This is a genomic window from Sphingobium sp. FG58 (assembly GCF_057809055.1).
This window is the reverse complement of record NZ_JBMDJF010000002.1, coordinates 282,172-299,689: the sequence shown is the minus strand read 5'-3', so window position 1 is coordinate 299,689 and position 17,518 is coordinate 282,172. Positions and strand designations below refer to the sequence as shown.

The 17,518-nt window shown below is 62.3% G+C and carries 17 protein-coding genes; 6 read left to right on the top strand and 11 right to left on the bottom strand.

Annotated elements, in window-relative coordinates; translation table 11 throughout:
• Positions 1 to 4: 4 nt before the first annotated feature.
• Positions 5 to 322 (bottom strand): hypothetical protein, encoded by a 318-nt coding sequence (locus tag ACODR8_RS04205; RefSeq protein WP_489006084.1) that lies wholly within the window; start codon positions 320 to 322, stop codon positions 5 to 7.
• A gap of 74 nt (positions 323 to 396) precedes the next feature.
• Between ACODR8_RS04205 and ACODR8_RS04200 the strand changes: the two genes are divergently transcribed.
• On the top strand, positions 397 to 1,080 hold the full coding sequence (locus ACODR8_RS04200; RefSeq protein ID WP_489006083.1) for a hypothetical protein: 684 nt from the start codon (positions 397 to 399) through the stop codon (positions 1,078 to 1,080).
• A gap of 35 nt (positions 1,081 to 1,115) precedes the next feature.
• The gene (locus ACODR8_RS04195) at positions 1,116 to 1,580 is read left to right on the top strand and encodes an EF-hand domain-containing protein (protein ID WP_489006082.1); all 465 of its coding nucleotides are present in this window, start codon (positions 1,116 to 1,118) and stop codon (positions 1,578 to 1,580) included.
• A gap of 19 nt (positions 1,581 to 1,599) precedes the next feature.
• Here ACODR8_RS04195 and trmFO read toward each other — a convergent pair whose 3' ends face one another.
• Positions 1,600 to 2,943 (bottom strand): methylenetetrahydrofolate--tRNA-(uracil(54)-C(5))-methyltransferase (FADH(2)-oxidizing) TrmFO, encoded by a 1,344-nt coding sequence (gene trmFO / locus ACODR8_RS04190; protein WP_489006081.1) that lies wholly within the window; start codon positions 2,941 to 2,943, stop codon positions 1,600 to 1,602.
• Positions 2,944 to 3,298: 355 nt separating this feature from the next.
• A complete protein-coding gene (locus tag ACODR8_RS04185; protein WP_489006080.1) occupies positions 3,299 to 3,481 on the bottom strand; it encodes a hypothetical protein in 183 nt (60 codons plus the stop codon).
• 299 nt (positions 3,482 to 3,780) lie between these two features.
• Between ACODR8_RS04185 and ACODR8_RS04180 the strand changes: the two genes are divergently transcribed.
• Together ACODR8_RS04180 and ACODR8_RS04175 are read left to right on the top strand one after the other, a co-directional pair.
• Entirely contained in the window at positions 3,781 to 4,446 is a 666-nt protein-coding gene (locus tag ACODR8_RS04180) for a hypothetical protein (protein WP_489006079.1), read from the top strand.
• Positions 4,447 to 4,566: 120 nt separating this feature from the next.
• Positions 4,567 to 5,676, top strand: a complete 1,110-nt coding sequence (locus ACODR8_RS04175) for an SEC-C domain-containing protein (protein ID WP_489006078.1) — start codon at positions 4,567 to 4,569, stop codon at positions 5,674 to 5,676.
• A gap of 186 nt (positions 5,677 to 5,862) precedes the next feature.
• Here the strand turns inward: ACODR8_RS04175 and ACODR8_RS04170 are convergent, their stop codons facing one another.
• The gene (locus tag ACODR8_RS04170) at positions 5,863 to 7,167 is read right to left on the bottom strand and encodes a dicarboxylate/amino acid:cation symporter (protein ID WP_489006077.1); all 1,305 of its coding nucleotides are present in this window, start codon (positions 7,165 to 7,167) and stop codon (positions 5,863 to 5,865) included.
• Between the two features lie 189 nt (positions 7,168 to 7,356).
• On the opposite strand from ACODR8_RS04170, the gene ACODR8_RS04165 reads away from it, so the two are divergent.
• A complete protein-coding gene (locus ACODR8_RS04165; protein WP_489006076.1) occupies positions 7,357 to 8,730 on the top strand; it encodes a M20/M25/M40 family metallo-hydrolase in 1,374 nt (457 codons plus the stop codon).
• Between the two features lie 100 nt (positions 8,731 to 8,830).
• Here the strand turns inward: ACODR8_RS04165 and leuA are convergent, their stop codons facing one another.
• The 7 genes from leuA to miaA form a co-directional block, all read right to left on the bottom strand.
• A complete protein-coding gene (gene leuA / locus ACODR8_RS04160) occupies positions 8,831 to 10,501 on the bottom strand; it encodes a 2-isopropylmalate synthase (protein ID WP_489006075.1) in 1,671 nt (556 codons plus the stop codon).
• A gap of 347 nt (positions 10,502 to 10,848) precedes the next feature.
• Positions 10,849 to 11,475 carry a YceI family protein gene (locus ACODR8_RS04155; RefSeq protein WP_489006074.1) on the bottom strand — a complete coding sequence of 209 codons (627 nt, stop codon included), beginning with the start codon at positions 11,473 to 11,475 and terminating at the stop codon, positions 10,849 to 10,851.
• Positions 11,476 to 11,643: 168 nt separating this feature from the next.
• On the bottom strand, positions 11,644 to 12,663 hold the full coding sequence (ilvC, locus tag ACODR8_RS04150; RefSeq protein WP_489006073.1) for a ketol-acid reductoisomerase: 1,020 nt from the start codon (positions 12,661 to 12,663) through the stop codon (positions 11,644 to 11,646).
• Between the two features lie 220 nt (positions 12,664 to 12,883).
• A complete protein-coding gene (gene ilvN / locus ACODR8_RS04145; RefSeq protein WP_489006072.1) occupies positions 12,884 to 13,399 on the bottom strand; it encodes an acetolactate synthase small subunit in 516 nt (171 codons plus the stop codon).
• Positions 13,399 to 13,758, bottom strand: coding sequence for a hypothetical protein (locus ACODR8_RS04140; protein WP_489006071.1), 360 nt, complete (start codon positions 13,756 to 13,758; stop codon positions 13,399 to 13,401). The genes ilvN and ACODR8_RS04140 overlap by 1 nt, the downstream gene beginning before the upstream one ends.
• Positions 13,755 to 15,506 (bottom strand): acetolactate synthase 3 large subunit, encoded by a 1,752-nt coding sequence (locus ACODR8_RS04135; RefSeq protein WP_489006189.1) that lies wholly within the window; start codon positions 15,504 to 15,506, stop codon positions 13,755 to 13,757. The genes ACODR8_RS04140 and ACODR8_RS04135 overlap by 4 nt, the downstream gene beginning before the upstream one ends.
• Positions 15,507 to 15,606: 100 nt before the next feature.
• A complete protein-coding gene (gene miaA / locus ACODR8_RS04130; protein ID WP_489006070.1) occupies positions 15,607 to 16,551 on the bottom strand; it encodes a tRNA (adenosine(37)-N6)-dimethylallyltransferase MiaA in 945 nt (314 codons plus the stop codon).
• Between miaA and serB the strand changes: the two genes are divergently transcribed.
• Positions 16,550 to 17,428: a phosphoserine phosphatase SerB gene (gene serB / locus ACODR8_RS04125; RefSeq protein WP_489006069.1), complete on the top strand. Its 879-nt coding sequence runs from the start codon at positions 16,550 to 16,552 to the stop codon at positions 17,426 to 17,428. The genes miaA and serB overlap by 2 nt on opposite strands.
• Positions 17,429 to 17,518: the final 90 nt, after the last annotated feature.

The following is a 17,518-nucleotide window of genomic DNA, read 5'->3' as shown; positions in this document are numbered from 1 at the left end:
ATCGTCACTGGCGGCCTCCTAGAGGCCATTCGCGCTGTCCAAAGTTGGGGTTTTTCGCACAGTCGCTGGCCCGGCGCAGGAAAAGCCGGGGGATTTCGATCGACAGAACCTTCCCCTGCATCATCATCTCTCTTGATGGCCAAGGCGTTGTCGCAGCCCAGTAAAGCCGGCATCTTTCAAATAGGCTGGCAATCAATGCCGCCCACGGGGGCATCGCTCCCGCGACGATGGCAAGCGTGTCGCAGGGCTGGTTCTCTGCCAACCGTGGCAGAAAGCTCGTAAAATGTCCGTGCCGCTTGCCCATCTGTCCGCAATCACCCATGTCGCGCCCAACACCCCCCATGTCCGGGCAGGGCAACTCTTTTCGCCTATGCAGGCGCGCTGGTTAGAATGTGTATGAGGAACATGGTTAAAGGATCGATAATCCCCGCACCCGATGACGCATTGTCCCCGCTTGCCGCGCTGCTGAGCGCCCATGCCGGGGCGGATGCGGCGTGGCATCGGGCGATCTGGGCCTATGACGCGCGGCTTGCGCATATCGCGCGCTCCACCCGCGAACCCACGATCGGTCAGATGCGGCTGGCCTGGTGGAATGACGTCATCGATGATGCTGCCGGGGTCAAAGGGCAGGGGGAGCCGGTGATCGACGCGATGCGGGCGACGGGGGCCATTGCCGCGCCGGGGCTGATCGCGATGATCGACGGCTGGGAAATCCTGGTGGTGGAGCCGGAGATCGACGTCGAGGAGCTGCGCGCCTATGCGGTAGGTCGGGGTGGGGGGCTGTTCCGCGCCTTGGCGGGGGAGGCGGATGCGCCTGACTGGCTGGTGCAGGCGGGGCAGGTCTGGGCGCTGTGGGACCTGTCGGGCCATGTCGGGGATGAGCGTTTGGCCGATGAAGCGCTGGCGCTGGCCCGCGCTCTCGTGACGGACGCGCCGCCAGCCTGGCCGCGCCGGTGGAAGCCATTGCGGATCGTTTATACACTCGCCCGACGGGATGTGCTGGCCGGACGCCGCACCCCGGTCGGGATGCCGCGCGCCCTGGCGCTGCGGCTGTTGCGGGTTGCGCTGTTCGGGCGCTAGGATGGGCTGACGAAGCGGCGACAGGAGAACAGGGCATGGGGCGATTGCTGGCGGGCGCGATGGCGATGCTGCTGCTGGTCGCGGGCGGCCTGTTCTGGTGGCAGGGGCGGGCGAACCAACAGCCTGTCCCGCAACTGGCCCTCGCTCCGCCACCGCCTCCGCAGATTGAGGGCCTGCCCGAAGGTGATGCCGATGCCACTGGCGACGCCCCGCCCATGCCTGCCGAAGCCAGCCCGCAAAGCCGCGAACAACGGCGCTTCGCCCGTTACGATCGCAATCGCGACGGCGTCATCACCCGGATCGAAATGCTGGGCAGCCGGACCAAGGCGTTCAAGGCGCTCGACAAGGATGGCGACAATCTGCTGTCGTTCGAGGAATGGGCGGTGGCGACATCGGACCGCTTCGGCGCGGCGGACGGCAACAAGGATGGCAAACTGACCCCGGTGGAATTCGCGGCGACCGCGCCGAAACGCAGCCTCAAGCCGAAGTGCAAATGCTGATCCAACGGGGGTGGGGAGATTACGCCCCCACCATCTCCCCCAACCACGCCCCCAACGAAGCCCGCGCCCGCGCCGTATAGGCCTCTTTCCGCTGCTTCTTCTTCACATCGTCCAGCGTCGGGAACAGGCCGAAATTGACGTTCATCGGCTGATAGTCCGCGCTCACGACATTGCCGGTTACATGGCCCAGCAGCGCGCCCAGCGCCGTATCGGCGGGCGGGGGCGTCATCACCCGGCCCTGCAATTCCGCCGCGGCAAAGCGCCCGGCAAGCAGGCCGATCGCCGCGCTCTCGACATAGCCCTCGCACCCCGTCATCTGCCCGGCAAAGCGGATATGCGGCGCACTTTTCAGCCGCAAAGTCGCATCCAGCAATTTGGGCGACTGGATGAAGGTATTGCGATGCAGCCCGCCCAGCCGCGCAAATTCCGCCTTCTCCAGCCCCGGTATGGTGCGGAACAGTTCCACCTGCGCGCCATGTTTCAGCTTGGTCTGGAAGCCGACCATGTTCCACAGCGTCCCGCTGGCATTGTCCTGCCGCAGCTGCACCACCGCATAGGGCCAGCGGCCGGTGCGCGGATTGTCCAGCCCCATCGGCTTCATCGGCCCGTGGCGCAGCGTTTCCGGCCCGCGCGACGCCATCACCTCGATCGGCATACAGCCCTCAAAATAGGGGGTGTTGGCCTCCCATTCCTTAAATTCGGTCTTTTCGCCGTCGATCAGCCCCTGGACGAAAGCCTCATATTGCTCCCGGTTCATCGGGCAATTGATATAATCCTTCCCCTCGCCACCGCCGGGGCCGATCTTGTCCCAGCGATTGGCCATCCAGCACTGGTCCATGTCGATGCTGTCATGGTGGATGACCGGCGCGATCGCGTCGAAAAAGGCCAGATGCTCCATCCCCGCCGCCTGGCCGATGCTGGTCGCCAGCGCAGGTGCGGTCAGCGGCCCGGTCGCCACGATGGTCATGCCGGAGGTGGGCAGCGTGTCGATCCGTTCGCGGATGATCTCCACATTGGGATGCTCGGCCAGCGCGCGGGTGACGCCGCCCGAAAAGACATGCCGATCCACCGCCAGCGCGGAGCCTGCCGGCACCTTGGCCGGCTCCGCCTGCGCCATGATGACGGAATCGAGCCGACGCATTTCCTGATGCAGCAGCCCCACGGCATTCTTGTCGGCATCGTCGGACCGGAAACTGTTGGAGCAAACGAGTTCGGCGAGGCCATCGGTCTGATGCGCCGGGGACATATCGCCCGCGCCCCGCATTTCCGACAGGCGCACCTTCACCCCCGACTGCGCCAATTGCCACGCCGCTTCGGAACCGGCCAGCCCGCCGCCGATGATATGCACCTGATAGTCTGCCACTGCTTCGCCTTGATGTCGCACTTCTGCCCTTCGGGCCACGGCCTATAGCCGATAGAGGCGTGGTAGGACAGGGCGGCGTGAGGGTGCGAAAGTTGCGAAGGATAGAGTGTCCTAGGGTTTGGTTTTGCGTGGGTGCGGCTTTGCAGGGCGGATTTTGTAGTAAGAGGGTTTTGCGAAGTGGGGGCTTGTGTTGGGATTGGGGTAGCACGGGGGGGGGCAGTTTTATCTCCCCCAAGGGCAAGCGAATTGCAGCTGACCCTTTCGTTATCCCTCCAACGTCATGCTGAACTTGTTTCAGCATCCATCGTGCCCCAAAAGCCTCGGCTCGTGACGAGAAATGGATCCTGAAACAAGTTCAGGATGACGAAGAAGGGGATATAGCGGCCTTGACGAACGGATCCTGTGCCAGCTTCGTCATCTGACGGATCGCCTTGACATCCGGGCCAGCGACTATGCGACCGCGCGCGCCATCACCCTTGGCATAGGCAACCGCATCGGCCAGACCGGCCATGATCCCGTCGAAATCCGCACTCTTCATCGCGATGTCTCCTTCAACAGGGCTGTCATGGCACGCACATTTTGCGCAGGAGGCGTGGCTATTGGCCGATTGTGGAATGTCCGGTACGGAGCCTGGATGTGAGCATAGTCGCCATTCACGCGGCTTCGACTGCCGACCGCACCGAATCCCTCATTTGCCGATTTTCAATCTCTGCAACTGGGTAGTCAACTCACCAACCGGCTCAGAACTATCGGCCTATCAGCGCTCTCAGCACGGATTGGGTTGCTCTTTTTAATCTCATAATGCACGCATGCAGAAAGAAATATTGCGGGGCGATAATGGAAAATGGCTATTTTTTCATTGGTGATGTTTTAGGTTTTAAAAATATTGTTAATAACTCTAAAGGTCACCAATTAGACGGAAAAGTGGACGCTTGGCTTAGGTTGGTTGATGAGGCTGCTGAAGTTTCAAAGTCAAGAATTAAGCCGCAACTTATATCCGATACTGTTTTCTGTAAGGCAAATGAGGGTAGGGCGGGGCTCATGAGCTTAATAGCCTTTGCTCGTCATCTACTCAATGAAGGTGTTAAGCAGTCCATACTCATACGGGGGGCGATCACGTTCGGTCCTTACCAGTGGGGTAGGCTGACCTACGGCAAAGCCGTGATTGCCGCACATGAGTTAGAGATGTCGCAAGACTGGATTGGCGTTGCTTGTAGCAGTCAACTACCAGACGCTGAAAGTTGCTGGGGGAAGGATGGACTGGTTTGTTATCCTCCACCATTCAAGGCTGGCGCGATTGCACTTCATCCATGTGTCGTTTGGAATGTTCCGGAGGCGTCTGCACTTGTAGATGCATCGACTGCGTTTCCGCTTGTGAAGGCAGAAGAGATTTTGCAAAATCCTTGGCGTCGGCGACTACGAAACACTGTCGACTTCGGTACCCATCTGAAGCAGGCGTCGGACACGAGCAATTGGAAGAACTACGCTGGGCCGCTTATATAGCAGGTCTCATCACAGAAATTGCAGAATTTCGTTCACAACTGCCACTTCATCAAGCTCGTTTGCATCCGCATGAGGTGTGTGAATACGAAGCCGCGTTAGCCAAAGGATGAATGGGCAGGGATGAAAGGGCGAGACAGAAATGGACCATGTTGGTGCGGGTCCGGGCTAAAGTACAAGAAATGTCACCTCAATCGCGAAGAGCAGGATAGAGGGAACGCATGGGATGCTGTCGCCGCAAACCACAGAGCTTTCCAGAAGAAAACGTGCTGGGCCCTGAATGCTGGGTTTGGCCCGTGTAAAGGGGCGATCATCCGAGCTCACACTGTATCCAAGGGGCCCAATCTTAGCAAAATTGCGAAAAATGGCCATGTACTGCACTACGGTGCGAGCGTAGCCGATCTTAATAAGAACGGCGGAAAGTTGCGGGTTAAATCAATCGGTATCAAAGACGCTTCTGTTTTCAACGGCTTCTGCGCCGATCATGATCGGCGCATTTTTTCTTGCATCGAGAACGAGCCGTATGCCGGTCGTGCCGATCAAAATTTGGCAGTCGCTTATCGGACATTAAGTCGCGAACTTTTCGGCAAGGATGCCTCTTCAGAACTGAAGACTATTCTGCGCGACGCAGACAAAGGGCGAGACTTGCAGACTCAGATCATGATTCAGGCTATTATTCAGCAGTTGGATCAGGGGAATGAGGCCGCGAGACGGGAATTGCGCGCGACGTACCAAGTCATCACAAACGCGGTCGTTCATCAGCAGTTCGGGGTGCTGCGTTCGCTCGTCATCGAACTTGATGGTCGGCTTCCCTTCATGTTCGCTGGGGCTTGGTCCCCCCTCAGCGATCTCCATGGCGCAACGCTTCAGAACGGGTATGGCGACGAGTTGCTTCAGCAGATCTTCTTCGCATCCTTTGTAGGCGATCCAGGAGACTACATCTGCGTGTCTTGGCGCGACACTCCAGATGCGCCCGCGAAGATCATCGCCGATCAAATCGATCTGGTATCCGGAGACCAGAGGGCAAGTCTCTGCCTTCAGTTCGTTGTCAAACATGTCGAAAATATCTTCTTTAACCCGACGTGGTTTGAAGGGCTGAACCGAGGGCAGCGCACTCTTCTCGACAGCCTTGCTTTTAGTGGCGTTGACAATCTGGGTGCAGCACCCGCTGTCGCCCTCAAGCCAGATATTGGATTTGTGCTCCCCAAAGCTATCCGTTCGACGTGGATCTGATCTTCAGTCAAAAAAGGCTATCTTTGTTAAGTCGCACCTCTGTCCCAGGCTACCGTTTGACCGAGAGGCTACTTTGACCAGATCGCTTTTCGGTTGCTGCCGTCCCGAGATGTCCCAGACTCTGTCATAATCTGAACGACCGCTTTCAGGTGCAGGAAAACCGCCGACGAACGGCGAGGATTGGCGCTACCCAGCCACCAACGCCCCCTCGCCATAATAAGCGCCCTCGTCCAAAATCCCCTCGCGTTTGGCGACGACCACGCCCACCAGCACCTGCCCCGCGACATTCACCGCCGTGCGGCCCATGTCCAAAATCGGGTCGATCGCCAGCAGCAGCCCCGCGCCCTCCAGTGGCAGGCCCAGCGTCGACAGGGTCAGCGTCAGCATCACGGTCGCGCCGGTCAGGCCTGCCGTTGCCGCCGAGCCGATCACCGACACCACCGCGATCAGCGCATAATCGACCACGCCTAACGGGATGCCGTAAAAGCCCGCGACGAAGATCGCCGCCAGCGCGGGGTAGATCGACGCGCAGCCATCCATCTTGGTGGTGGAGGCCAGCGGAATGGCGAAGGCGGCGTAGCTTTTGTCGACGCCCAGCCGCTCGGTCACGGCTTCGGTGACGGGCAGGGTGCCGACCGAGGAGCGGGAGACGAAGCCCAGCTGGATCGCGGGCCAGGCCTTGGCGAAGAAGGGCAGGGGCTTCAAACCATGGGCGATCAATAGCGTTGGGTAAACGATCAGCAGGACGATCGCCAAACCCAGATAGATGGCGCCGGTGAACACACCCAGCCGCGCCAGCGCGTCCCAGCCATAGGTGGCGACCGCCGCCCCGATCAGCCCCGCCGACCCGATCGGCGTCAGGCGAATGACCCAGCCGAGCAGCGCACGCACTACCGCCAGCAGCGAGCGGATGAAGGCGAGGAAGGGGTCGGCCTTCTCCCCGACTTTCAGCGTCGCCAGGCCCACCGCGATGGCGATGACCAGCAATTGCAATATGTTGAAGCTGATGCTGGTGCTGGCCGCGCCATCCTCGCCGATCTTGGTGCTGCCTGACAACGCCAGGCTGTTGCCCGGCACCAGCCCTTTGAGGAAATCGAGCCAGCCGCCGACCGACGATGGCGGCTTGGCGACCAGCGCGACGTTGCTCAGGCCCACGCCCGGCTGGGTGACGATACCGATGGCGAGGCCAATGAGGACCGCGATCAGCGCGGTGATGGCGAACCACAACAATGTCTGCCCCGCCAGCCGCGCGCCATTATCAAGCGCGCGCAGATTGGCGATCGACGCGACGATGGCCGCGAACACCAGGGGCGGCACGATGGCCTTGAGCAAGGAGACGAAGATCGATCCGACCGTCTTGAGCGTGGTCGCCAGCCAGTTGAGATCGCCATCCGGCCCCGCGCCGATCTGGCGTGCGACAAGGCCCAGCGCGAGTCCCGCGACCATGCCGACCAGCACCTGAAATCCGAAACTGCGATAGGGTAGGGCCATGTTGTACCGTCCTTTGGCGATCGGCCGGTGATATGGGATCGACCGGGCCGATTGCGCGCAAGCAAATCTTGAGGGGGGACAAGGTGGATAAGGTGGCCCTCTTTCCGCTTGTCGTCGGGTCAAACGCATTGGCCGACGCAATCCGCTATGCCACACAGGGCGTAACGGTCCATCAGGGAGTGCAAATAGATGATGTTGCGGCGCATGACAGTGGCGATGACGGGCGCGGCGTTGATGCTGCCCCATGGCGCGATGGCGGCGGCGGACCCGGCAGTGGCGAAGGACATATTGATGCGCTCGGTCGCCTTTCGCACGGTGGAGGGGGCAGGGCAGGTGCCAAAGCTGGCGGCTTATTATGCGTCGGTGTTGAAGGCGGCGGGCTTTGCCGACGCCGACATCGTCATCACGCCGATGGGCGAAACGGCGACGCTGGCCGCGACGATCAAGGGGCGCGATGCCAAACTCAAACCCCTGCTGATGATCGGCCATATGGATGTGGTGGCAGCCGACCGGGCGGACTGGACCCGCGATCCTTTCGTGCCGGTCGAAGAAAATGGCTATATTTTCGGGCGCGGGTCGGAGGATAATAAATATGACGTCGCGATGATGGTCGCGACGCTGGCGCAGCTGAAGAAACAGGGCTGGACCCCCCGCCGCACCGTCACCCTGCTCTTGTCGGGCGACGAAGAGACCGCGATGGTGACGACCAAGGCGCTGGCGGCGCAGTATAAAGATGCCGAATTGCTGCTGAACGGCGATGGCGGCGGCGGGCTGCTGAATGAGGAAGGGAAGCCCGTCCTCTACCAATTGCAGGCGGGCGAGAAAACCTATGCCGATTTCGAGATCGGCTTTACCGATCCGGGCGGGCATAGCAGCGCGCCGACGCCGGGCAATCCCATCTACCGGCTGGCGAAGGCGATCGACAGGATCGCCGCCTATCAATTCCCGCCGATGCGCAATGAACTGACAAAGGCGTCGCTGTCGCTGTCGGCGGGCCGGATCGGCGGCGAGGTCGGCGCGGCGATGCAGCGTTATGCGGAGACGGGCGACATGGCGGCGGCGGAGTTGCTGTCGACCAAGCCGGAATTTGTCGGCCAGGTCCGCACCACCTGCGTCGCGACCATGGCGCAAGCGGGCCATGCGCTCAACGCCCTGCCGCAAAGCGCCAAGGTGATGGTCAATTGCCGCATCTTCCCCGGCGTGGCGATCGACGCGGTGAAGGCGGAACTGGTGAAAGTGGTGGCGGACAGCAGCGCGGCCGTGACCACGCTGGGCGATCCGCTGGCCAGCGATGCGTCGCCTCTGCGCGCTGACGTCATGAAGGCGGTGCGCGACGCGGTGACCGCCCGTTCGCCGGGCATCACCGTAATGCCCGGCATGTCGGCGGGCGCGACCGACAGCCTGTATTTCCGCGCGCTGGGCGTGCCAAGTTACGGCGTGTCCAGCCTGTTCATGAAGGCCGAGGACGGCTTCGCCCACGGTCTGAACGAGCGGGTGCCGGTCGCGGGGATCGGGGAGTCGCTGGTGCAGTGGGACGCGGTGGTGCGGGCTTTGGCGAAGTAGAAAAACCGTGCTCCTGCGCAGGCAGGAGCCCAGTTCCGACCTCGGATCGTCTCGCAAGGTCTGGACTGGGTTCCCGCCTGCGCGGGAACACCATATTTGCTTACCCTCGCGCCACCGCATTCGCCGCCGACAGCACTGCCTGCACCGAAGCGGTCGCAACGTCCGCATCCGTCCCCACGCCGAACACCGTGCGCCCGTCGGGCGTGCGGCATTCGACATAGGCGGCGGCGTTCACGTCGCTGCCCGATCCGATCGCATGTTCGCTATAGTCGGCAATCTCCAGCTCGACGCCCAGTTCGTCGCGCAGCGCCGCCAGCACCGACGAGAGCAGGCCGTTGCCGCGCCCCGAAATGCTCCGCTCGCCGCCCTTGTGCGCAATCTTGCCGGTGAAGATGCGGTCGCCCGCCGCGCCGCCCTCCTGATAGTCGATCAGGCGATAGGCCTGCTCGCCACCCAGGCGATAATGGTCCTGGAAGGCGGTCCAGATGTCCGCGGCGTTGAGTTCGCGGCTGCTGCTGTCGGCCATGCCCTGCACCACGCGGCTGAAATCGGCCTGCATCCGCTTGGGCAGTTTGAAGCCCTTGTCCTGCTGCAACACCCAGGCGACGCCGCCCTTGCCCGACTGCGAATTGACGCGGATCACCGCCTCATAATCGCGGCCCAGATCCTTGGGATCGATCGGCAGATAGGGGACGTCCCAGATCAGGTCGTTGCGCGCTTCCTGCGCGGCAAAACCCTTCTTGATCGCGTCCTGATGGCTGCCGGAAAACGCCGTGAACACCAGTTCGCCAGCATAGGGGTGGCGCGGATGGACGGGCAACTGGTTGCAATATTCGACTGTCTGGATCACCTCGTCAATGTCGCTGAAGTCCAGACCGGGGTTGATCCCCTGCGTGTACATGTTGAGCGCGACGGTCACCAGATCGCAATTGCCGGTGCGTTCGCCATTGCCGAACAGGCAGCCTTCGACCCGGTCCGCGCCCGCCATCAGCCCCAGTTCCGCCGCCGCCACGCCGGTGCCACGATCATTATGCGGGTGGAGCGAGATGACGACGCTGTCGCGGCGCGAAATATGGCGGCACATCCATTCGATCTGGTCGGCATAGATGTTGGGCGTGGCGCATTCGACGGTCGCTGGCAGGTTCAGGATCAGCGGCTTGTCCGGCGTGGGCATCAGTATGTCCATCACCGCCTCGCAACACTCCAGGCTGAAATCCAGCTCGGCGGTGGAGAAGGTTTCGGGCGAATATTCGAAATGCCAGTCCGTGTCGGGCTGGGCCGCCGCATTGTCGCGCAGCAGCTTGGCGGCAGTGACGGCGATCTCCTTGATCTGCGGCCTTTCCATCCCGAACACGATCCGCCGCCAGGCGGGCGACACCGCATTATAGACATGGACGATGGCTTTCTTCGCGCCGCGCAACGATTCAAACGTCGTCGCGATCAGATCCTCGCGCGCTTGCGTCAGCACCTGCACCATCACATCGTCGGGGATGCGCCCATCCTTCACCAGCCCGCTGATGAAGTCGAACTCGGTCGCACCGGCCGAGGGGAAACCGACCTCAATCTCCTTGACGCCAACCTTGACCAGCAGGTCGAAGAAGCGGCTCTTTTTCTCCGCATTCATCGGGTCGATCAGCGCCTGATTGCCATCGCGCAGGTCGGTCGAGAGCCAGCGCGGGGGCGACGTGATGACATTGCCGGGCCATTGGCGATTGGGCAGGTCGATCTGGGGGAAGGCGCGATATTTCTGGGACGGATCGGTCAGCATCATGGGACAGCTACTTCTTTTGCGAACGGGCGCGCAGCTATGAATGGCGCGCGGCCCGGTTAACGATGATCAGCGAAAAGGAAGCCCTTAGGCGTATCGTTGCTGCCCATAATCGAAAGGCAGCGCAAAAACCACGCCTAAGGGCGTGTAAGTCGTAGCAGGGAAAGAAGCGTCGCGCTCTGCATGATGGGGTCGGCATAGCCGCTTTTGGGGCGGGGCGTCCAGTGCTTATTGCCCAACCCAGATCCGTCATCCTGACGAAAGTCAGGATCCAGGGTCCGGCACACAGCGCCCGACGCCCTGGACCCCGGAGCAAGTCCGGGGTGACGGAGAGGGAGTAGGTAGTCGTCTTACTTCTGGAACGCGGCGACGATCTTCAGTTCGATAGTATCGCCGACCATCGGCACGCCATAGCCCATGCCGAAATCGCTGCGCTTGATCGCGCCGGTCGCGACGAAGCCGACATTTTCCTTGCCGCCCGCCATCGCCGGGGCCTTGCCCGCGCCGTAAAGTTCAGCGTCCAGCGTCACCGGCTTGGTCACGCCCTTGATCGTCAGATTGCCGGTGATGTCCGCGCCGGTCGCGCCGTCGGGCTTCACGCTGGTCGATACGAAGGTTGCGGTCGGAAATTTGGCGGCGTCGAAGAAATCCGCCTTCATCAGATGCTCGTCCAGCTTGGGCACACCGGTGCGCAGATTGGCGATCGTGAAGGTGACGGATACTTTGGACGCGGCCGGGTTCGCCTTGTCCAGGGTCAGGGTGCCGGTCGGTTCGGCGATGGTGCCCATATTGCTGGTGAAACCCATATGGTCCCAAGCGAACACGACCTGGGTATGGCCCGGATCGACGGTGTAAGTGCCGCCGGTCACCTTCGCGGCATCTTTGGTGCCGGGCGCGGTCATCGGCCCCTGCGCGATCAGGACGGTGCCGCCGGTCAGGGCGATCAGGGCGGCGGCGGGAATGAGATATTTTTGCATGGGGGACTCTCCAAAACGATCAAGGGGCGCAGCTTGAATAAGCTACGCCCCTAAATTGTTCCAGAGCCGTAACCGGAAACGGATCGTTCCGGTGCGTGCGCTATGCCACCTGCGCTTTAGCCGCCCTGGACCCCGGCCTTCGCCGGGGTGACGGCCAATGCTTGGCCGTCAGTTCTTTTCCTGGTCCACCAGCTTGTTGGCGCCGATCCAGGGCATCATCGCGCGCAGCTTGGCGCCGGTTTCCTCGATCGGGTGACGCTTGGCGGCGATGCGGCTGGCCTTCAGTTCCGGCTGGCCGGCGCGGTTGTCGAGGACGAAGTCCTTGACGAAGCGGCCCGACTGGATGTCGGCCAGCACGCGCTTCATTTCCTTCTTGGTTTCTTCGGTAATGATGCGCGGGCCGGTCTTGATGTCGCCATATTCGGCGGTGTTGCTGATCGAATAGCGCATATTGGCGATGCCGCCTTCGTACATCAGGTCGACGATCAGCTTGAGTTCGTGCAGGCACTCGAAATAGGCCATTTCCGGCGCATAGCCCGCCTCGACCAGCGTTTCGAAACCGGCCTGGACCAGCGCGGTGGCGCCGCCGCACAGCACGGCCTGCTCGCCGAACAGGTCGGTTTCGCATTCCTCGCGGAAGTTGGTTTCGATGATGCCGCTGCGACCGCCGCCGACGCCGCTGGCGTAGGACAGGGCAATATCATGCGCGTTGCCGGTCGCGTCCTGATGGACCGCGATCAGGCAGGGGACGCCGCCGCCGCGCTGATATTCGGAACGGACAGTGTGGCCCGGACCCTTGGGCGCGATCATGATGACGTCCACGTCCTTGCGGGTTTCGATCAGGCCGAAATGGACGTTCAGGCCATGGGCAAAGGCCAGCGCCCCGCCGGGGCGCAGATTGGCGTGGATGTCGTCGGCATAGATGGCGGCCTGATGCTCGTCGGGGGCCAGGATCATGAGGACGTCGGCCCAGGCGGCAGCTTCCGCGTTGGGCAATACCTTGAAGCCCGCGCCTTCCGCCTTCTTGGCCGACGCCGAACCGGGGCGCAGCGCGATGGCGACTTCAGCGACGCCGCTGTCACGCAGATTCTGTGCATGGGCATGGCCCTGCGACCCGTAACCCAGAATGGCGACCTTCTTGCCCTTGATCAGGCCGATGTCCGCGTCGTGATCGTAATAAACCTTCATGAGTGTCTCTTCCCTCGAACCGTGCCATTTTCCTCGCCCCTTCAGGGGAGAGGATACGAAATCTTGGCGCGGCGAAGCCGTGCCTAGATGAAGTTGGAGAGGGGGACCGCTGTGCCGGCCCCCTCTCCAGCTGCGACTAGGCAGTCGATCAGAGTCACGTGCCTCTGAATCGACTGCCAAGTCTCGCTTCCTCTCCCCGCCGGGGAGAGGAGAATTCAGGTTAAATCGCTTCTTTCCCCCGGATCAGGCCGACCACACCGGTGCGGCCAACCTCGACCAGGCCGATCTGGCGCATAAGCCCCACGAAATTGTCCACCTTGTCGGTGGTGCCGGTAATCTCGAAAATGAAGCTTTCGATGGTCGTGTCGACCACCTTGGCGCGGAACACATCGGCCAGGCGCAGCGCCTCGATCCGGTCCTCGCCAACGCCCGCGACCTTGACCAGCGCCAGTTCGCGCTCGACGAAGGGGCCGCTTTCGGTGAGGTCGGTGACCTTGTGGACCGAAACCAGCCGATCGAGTTGGGCCATGATCTGGTCGATCACCTTGGGCGGGCCGCTGGTGACGATGGTGATGCGGCTCACGCCATGGTCGGGGGTGATGTCGGCCACGGTCAGGCTGTCGATATTATAGCCGCGCGCGGTGAACAGCCCGGCGATGCGCGCCAATATGCCCGCCTCGTTGGAGACGGTCAGCGACAGGACGTGCCGCTGGCTCAGTTCTTCCTGAATATGCATCAGATGCTTGTCCCGTTATCCTGTTCAGCGTGCCCGTCCGCATTGTCGGGGCGCTGCGAAATCATCGCCGTAAAGGCATAATGCCAGCTACCATCCTGCCGGTGGGCGAGGCGGACGGGAAAGCCCGTCACCGCATCGAACATGCGGCTCAGATGCTCGCCCACATAGCGCGGCCCGATCAGCAGCGTGCCGATATGGTCGCCATGATGTTCGAACCCATGGTCCAGATGCACTTCCCATTCCTCATTGTCCGGGTCGGCATGGTCGATGGTCCATCCGGTCAGCTCGGCGCTGCCCGCGTTCCGCTCGAAATCCCATGGTTCCGTAACGTGGATGCGAAGCTTGAGGTGTTGGGTCACACCAGCGCCTTGGCTTCGTCCGTCATGCTGCCCTTCACCTGACTGGGATCGAGCAGCATCTCGGTATGCGCCGCGCCCGACGGGATCATCGGGAAACAGTTGGACAGCTTGGCCACGCGGCAATCGACGATCACCGGGCCGGGCGTGTCGATCATAGCGCGGATGCCACTTTCCAGATCGGCGGGTCCGTCGATACGGATGCCGGTCCAGCCATAGGCCTCCGCCAGCTTCACGAAATCGGGCAGGCTGTCGGAATAGCTGTTGGAATAGCGGCTCTGATAGGTCAGTTCCTGCCACTGGCGGACCATGCCCATATATTCATTGTTCAGGATGAAAATCTTGACCGGCAGACGGTACTGGGTCGCGGTCCCCATTTCCTGAATGTTCATCTGAATCGACGCATCGCCAGCGATACAGATGACCAGACTGTCGGGATTGCCCATCTGCGCGCCGATGGCTGCCGGAAAGCCATAGCCCATCGTGCCAAGGCCACCGGACGTCAGCCATTTATTGGGCGCATCAAAACCGAAATGCTGCGCCGCCCACATCTGGTGCTGGCCGACTTCGGTGGTGATGATGATGTCTTTGCCGGTCGCGGTGCATGCCTTGTAAAGATCCGCGATCGCGCGCTGGGGCATGATCTCGGTCGCGTTTTCGGCATAGTCGAGCGACTTTTTCGCGCGCCAGCCGTCGATCTGCGCCCACCAGGCGGACAGGTCGGCGGCTTCATGGCCGCGGGCCTTCCACAGCGCCACCATATCGGTCAGCGCGCTGCCAACGTCGGCGACGATGGCGACGTCGACATCGACGATCTTGTTGATGCTGCTGCGGTCGATATCGATATGGACCTTGCGGCTGTTGGGCGCGAAGGCATCCAGACGGCCAGTCACCCGGTCATCGAAGCGCGCGCCGACGCAGACGATCAGGTCGGCCTGATTCATCGCAAAATTGGCTTCATAGGTGCCGTGCATCCCCAGCATCCCCAGCCATTGCGGCCCGGTTGCGGGATAGGCGCCCAGACCCATCAGCGTGGAGGTGACGGGCGCGCCGGTCATCGCGGCCAGTTCGCGCAGCAGGGTGGAGGCTTCCGGTCCGCTGTTGATGACGCCGCCGCCGGTGTAGAAAATCGGGCGTTCCGCGGCCGCCAGCATCTCGACCGCTGCGTCGATCCCGGCGGCGTCCGCCTTTGTCTGCGGGCGATAGCTGGCATGGGCGACCGGTTCGGGACGCTTGTAGGGTGCCGTGGCGATCTGGACATTTTTGGGAATGTCGATGACGACCGGGCCGGGGCGGCCGGTGGTAGCGATATGGAACGCCTCATGAATGACGCCCGCCAGTTTGGCCGGGTCCTTCACCAGATAATTATGTTTGGTGCAGTGGCGCGTGATGCCGACCGTGTCCGCTTCCTGAAAAGCGTCGGTGCCGATCAGTTGCGTTGGAACCTGGCCGGTGATGACGACCATGGGGATCGAATCCATCAGCGCGTCAGTGATGCCGGTGACGGCATTGGTCGCGCCGGGGCCGGACGTGACCAGGACGACGCCGGGCTTGCCGGTCGACCGGGCATAGCCCTCCGCCATATGGGTCGCGCCCTGTTCGTGGCGGACCAGCACATGCTTGATCGTGGGATGATTGAAGAGCGCGTCGTAAATGGGCAGCACCGCGCCGCCCGGATAGCCGAACACGACTTCGACGCCCAGATCCAGCAGGCATTCGACCAAAATGTCCGCGCCGCTCTTTTCGGCCACGATAGATTCCTTCGCATTGTTCAAGCTGCGCCCTTTGCGTCAAGCGACGCGAAATGGCAAGGTGGCGGCCACTATCTGACATAAAATGACGTGTCAAATATTATTGTTGTAATTTAATTGCTAATTCTTCGATAATTTTGTCATCAATATGCTGTCTCTCCCGCTCCCAGCCCGGCGGGGGCTGGTTGGAGAACCAGGTATATTGCCGCTTGGCATATTGCCGCGTCGCCAGCCGACCTTTTTCAATTGCTATGTCCAGCTCAGTGTCGCCTTTGATCCAGCCGCGGATTTCCGGCACGCCGATCGCCCGCATTACCGGCAGGTCGGGATGCAGGTTACGCGCCAGCAGCGCCTCCACCTCCGCCACCGCGCCCTGCTCCATCATCAGCCCGAACCGCCGGTCGCACCGCTCCATCAGCCAGTCGCGCGGCGGCAGCAGGATCATCGGCGACAGGGTGATGGTGTCGCGAATCCCGCCGCTCTTATGCTGCTGCCAGGCTTTGAGCGGCCTGCCGGTCGATCGCACCACCTCCAGCGCCCGCGCCACCCGCGTCGTGTCGGCAGGGGCGAGGCGCGCGGCGGCTTCGGGATCTTCGACGCTCAGCGCCGCATGGGCGTCTGCGACCGGCAGCGCCCGCACCGTCGCGCGAATCTCCGGGTCGATCTCCGGCACCGGGGCGATCCCGTCCAGCAGCGTGCGAATATAGAGGCCGGTCCCGCCAACCAGCACCGGCAGGCGGGCGGCGTCATGGGCGGCGGCAATCTCCGCCTTTGCCTCCGCCGCCCAGCGCGGTGCGGTGCAGGCCTCCGCCCCGTCGATATGGCCGAACAGCCGGTGCGGGACATCGCCCATTTCCTCTGGCGAAGGGCGGGCGGACAGGATGGCAAGGTCGGCATAGACCTGGCTGGCATCGGCATTGATGACGACGCCGCCCGTGGCCTTGGCCAGTGCAATGGCAAGCGCGCTCTTGCCGCTGGCGGTCGGCCCGGCAATAAGCGCGACCCGTGGGCGGGATTCGCCGGTTCTTGGTTCGGAGTGTAGCATGTTCGTCGCGACCTTAGTGGCAAGCGCCTCGATGGGGCAGGGGGATATTGCAGAGGCGCTCGATCGGCTTGCCCAAGCGGGTTGCCAGCCGGGCGATACCATCTGGCTGGACGCGGACAAGGCCGCCGACATCTTCTTCGCCGCCGATTCCGTCGCGGCCCGCGCGGCGCTGATGGGTCTGGGGCAGGGGATCGACATCATCGTCCAGCCGCAAGCCACCCGCGAAAAGGCGCTGATCATCGCCGACATGGATTCGACCATGATCACCGTCGAATGTATCGACGAACTGGCCGACTATGCCGGGATCAAGCCGCAGATCGCCGAGATTACCGAACGGGCGATGCGCGGCGAACTGGACTTTGCAGGCGCGCTGGACGAGCGGGTCGCTCTGCTCAAAGGACTGGACGACAGCGCCATCGACCGCTGCCGCGCCGAACGGGTGAAAATCATGCCGGGGGCCAAGGCGCTGGTCCGCACGATGAAGGCGCGCGGCGCACGGGCGCTGCTGGTGTCGGGCGGCTTCACCCGTTTTACAGGACCAGTGGCGGAGGAAATCGGCTTCGATGCCGCCGTCGCCAATGTGCTGGAGATTGCCGATGGCGCGCTGCTCGGCACCGTCTCCCGCCCGATCGTCGACGCCGCGCGCAAGCGGGCGGAACTCGAAGCCATGATCGCTGGCGGTATCGACCGGGCGCTGACGCTGGCGGTGGGCGATGGCGCGAACGACATTCCGATGATCGAAGGGGCAGGGCTGGGCGTTGCCTATCATGCCAAGCCCAAGACCCGCGCGGCGGCGGCGGCGGAGATCGTCCATGGCGACCTGTCGGTGCTGCTTTATGCGCAGGGCATTGCATCCGCCGACTGGATGCAGGACTGATTTTCGGCACTGTCCGCACATTATCGTGGTTAAGCCACTATTCGCCGTCATTTCGCTCCGGTAATGGATTTTTTGCGCGGTTCGCACGTT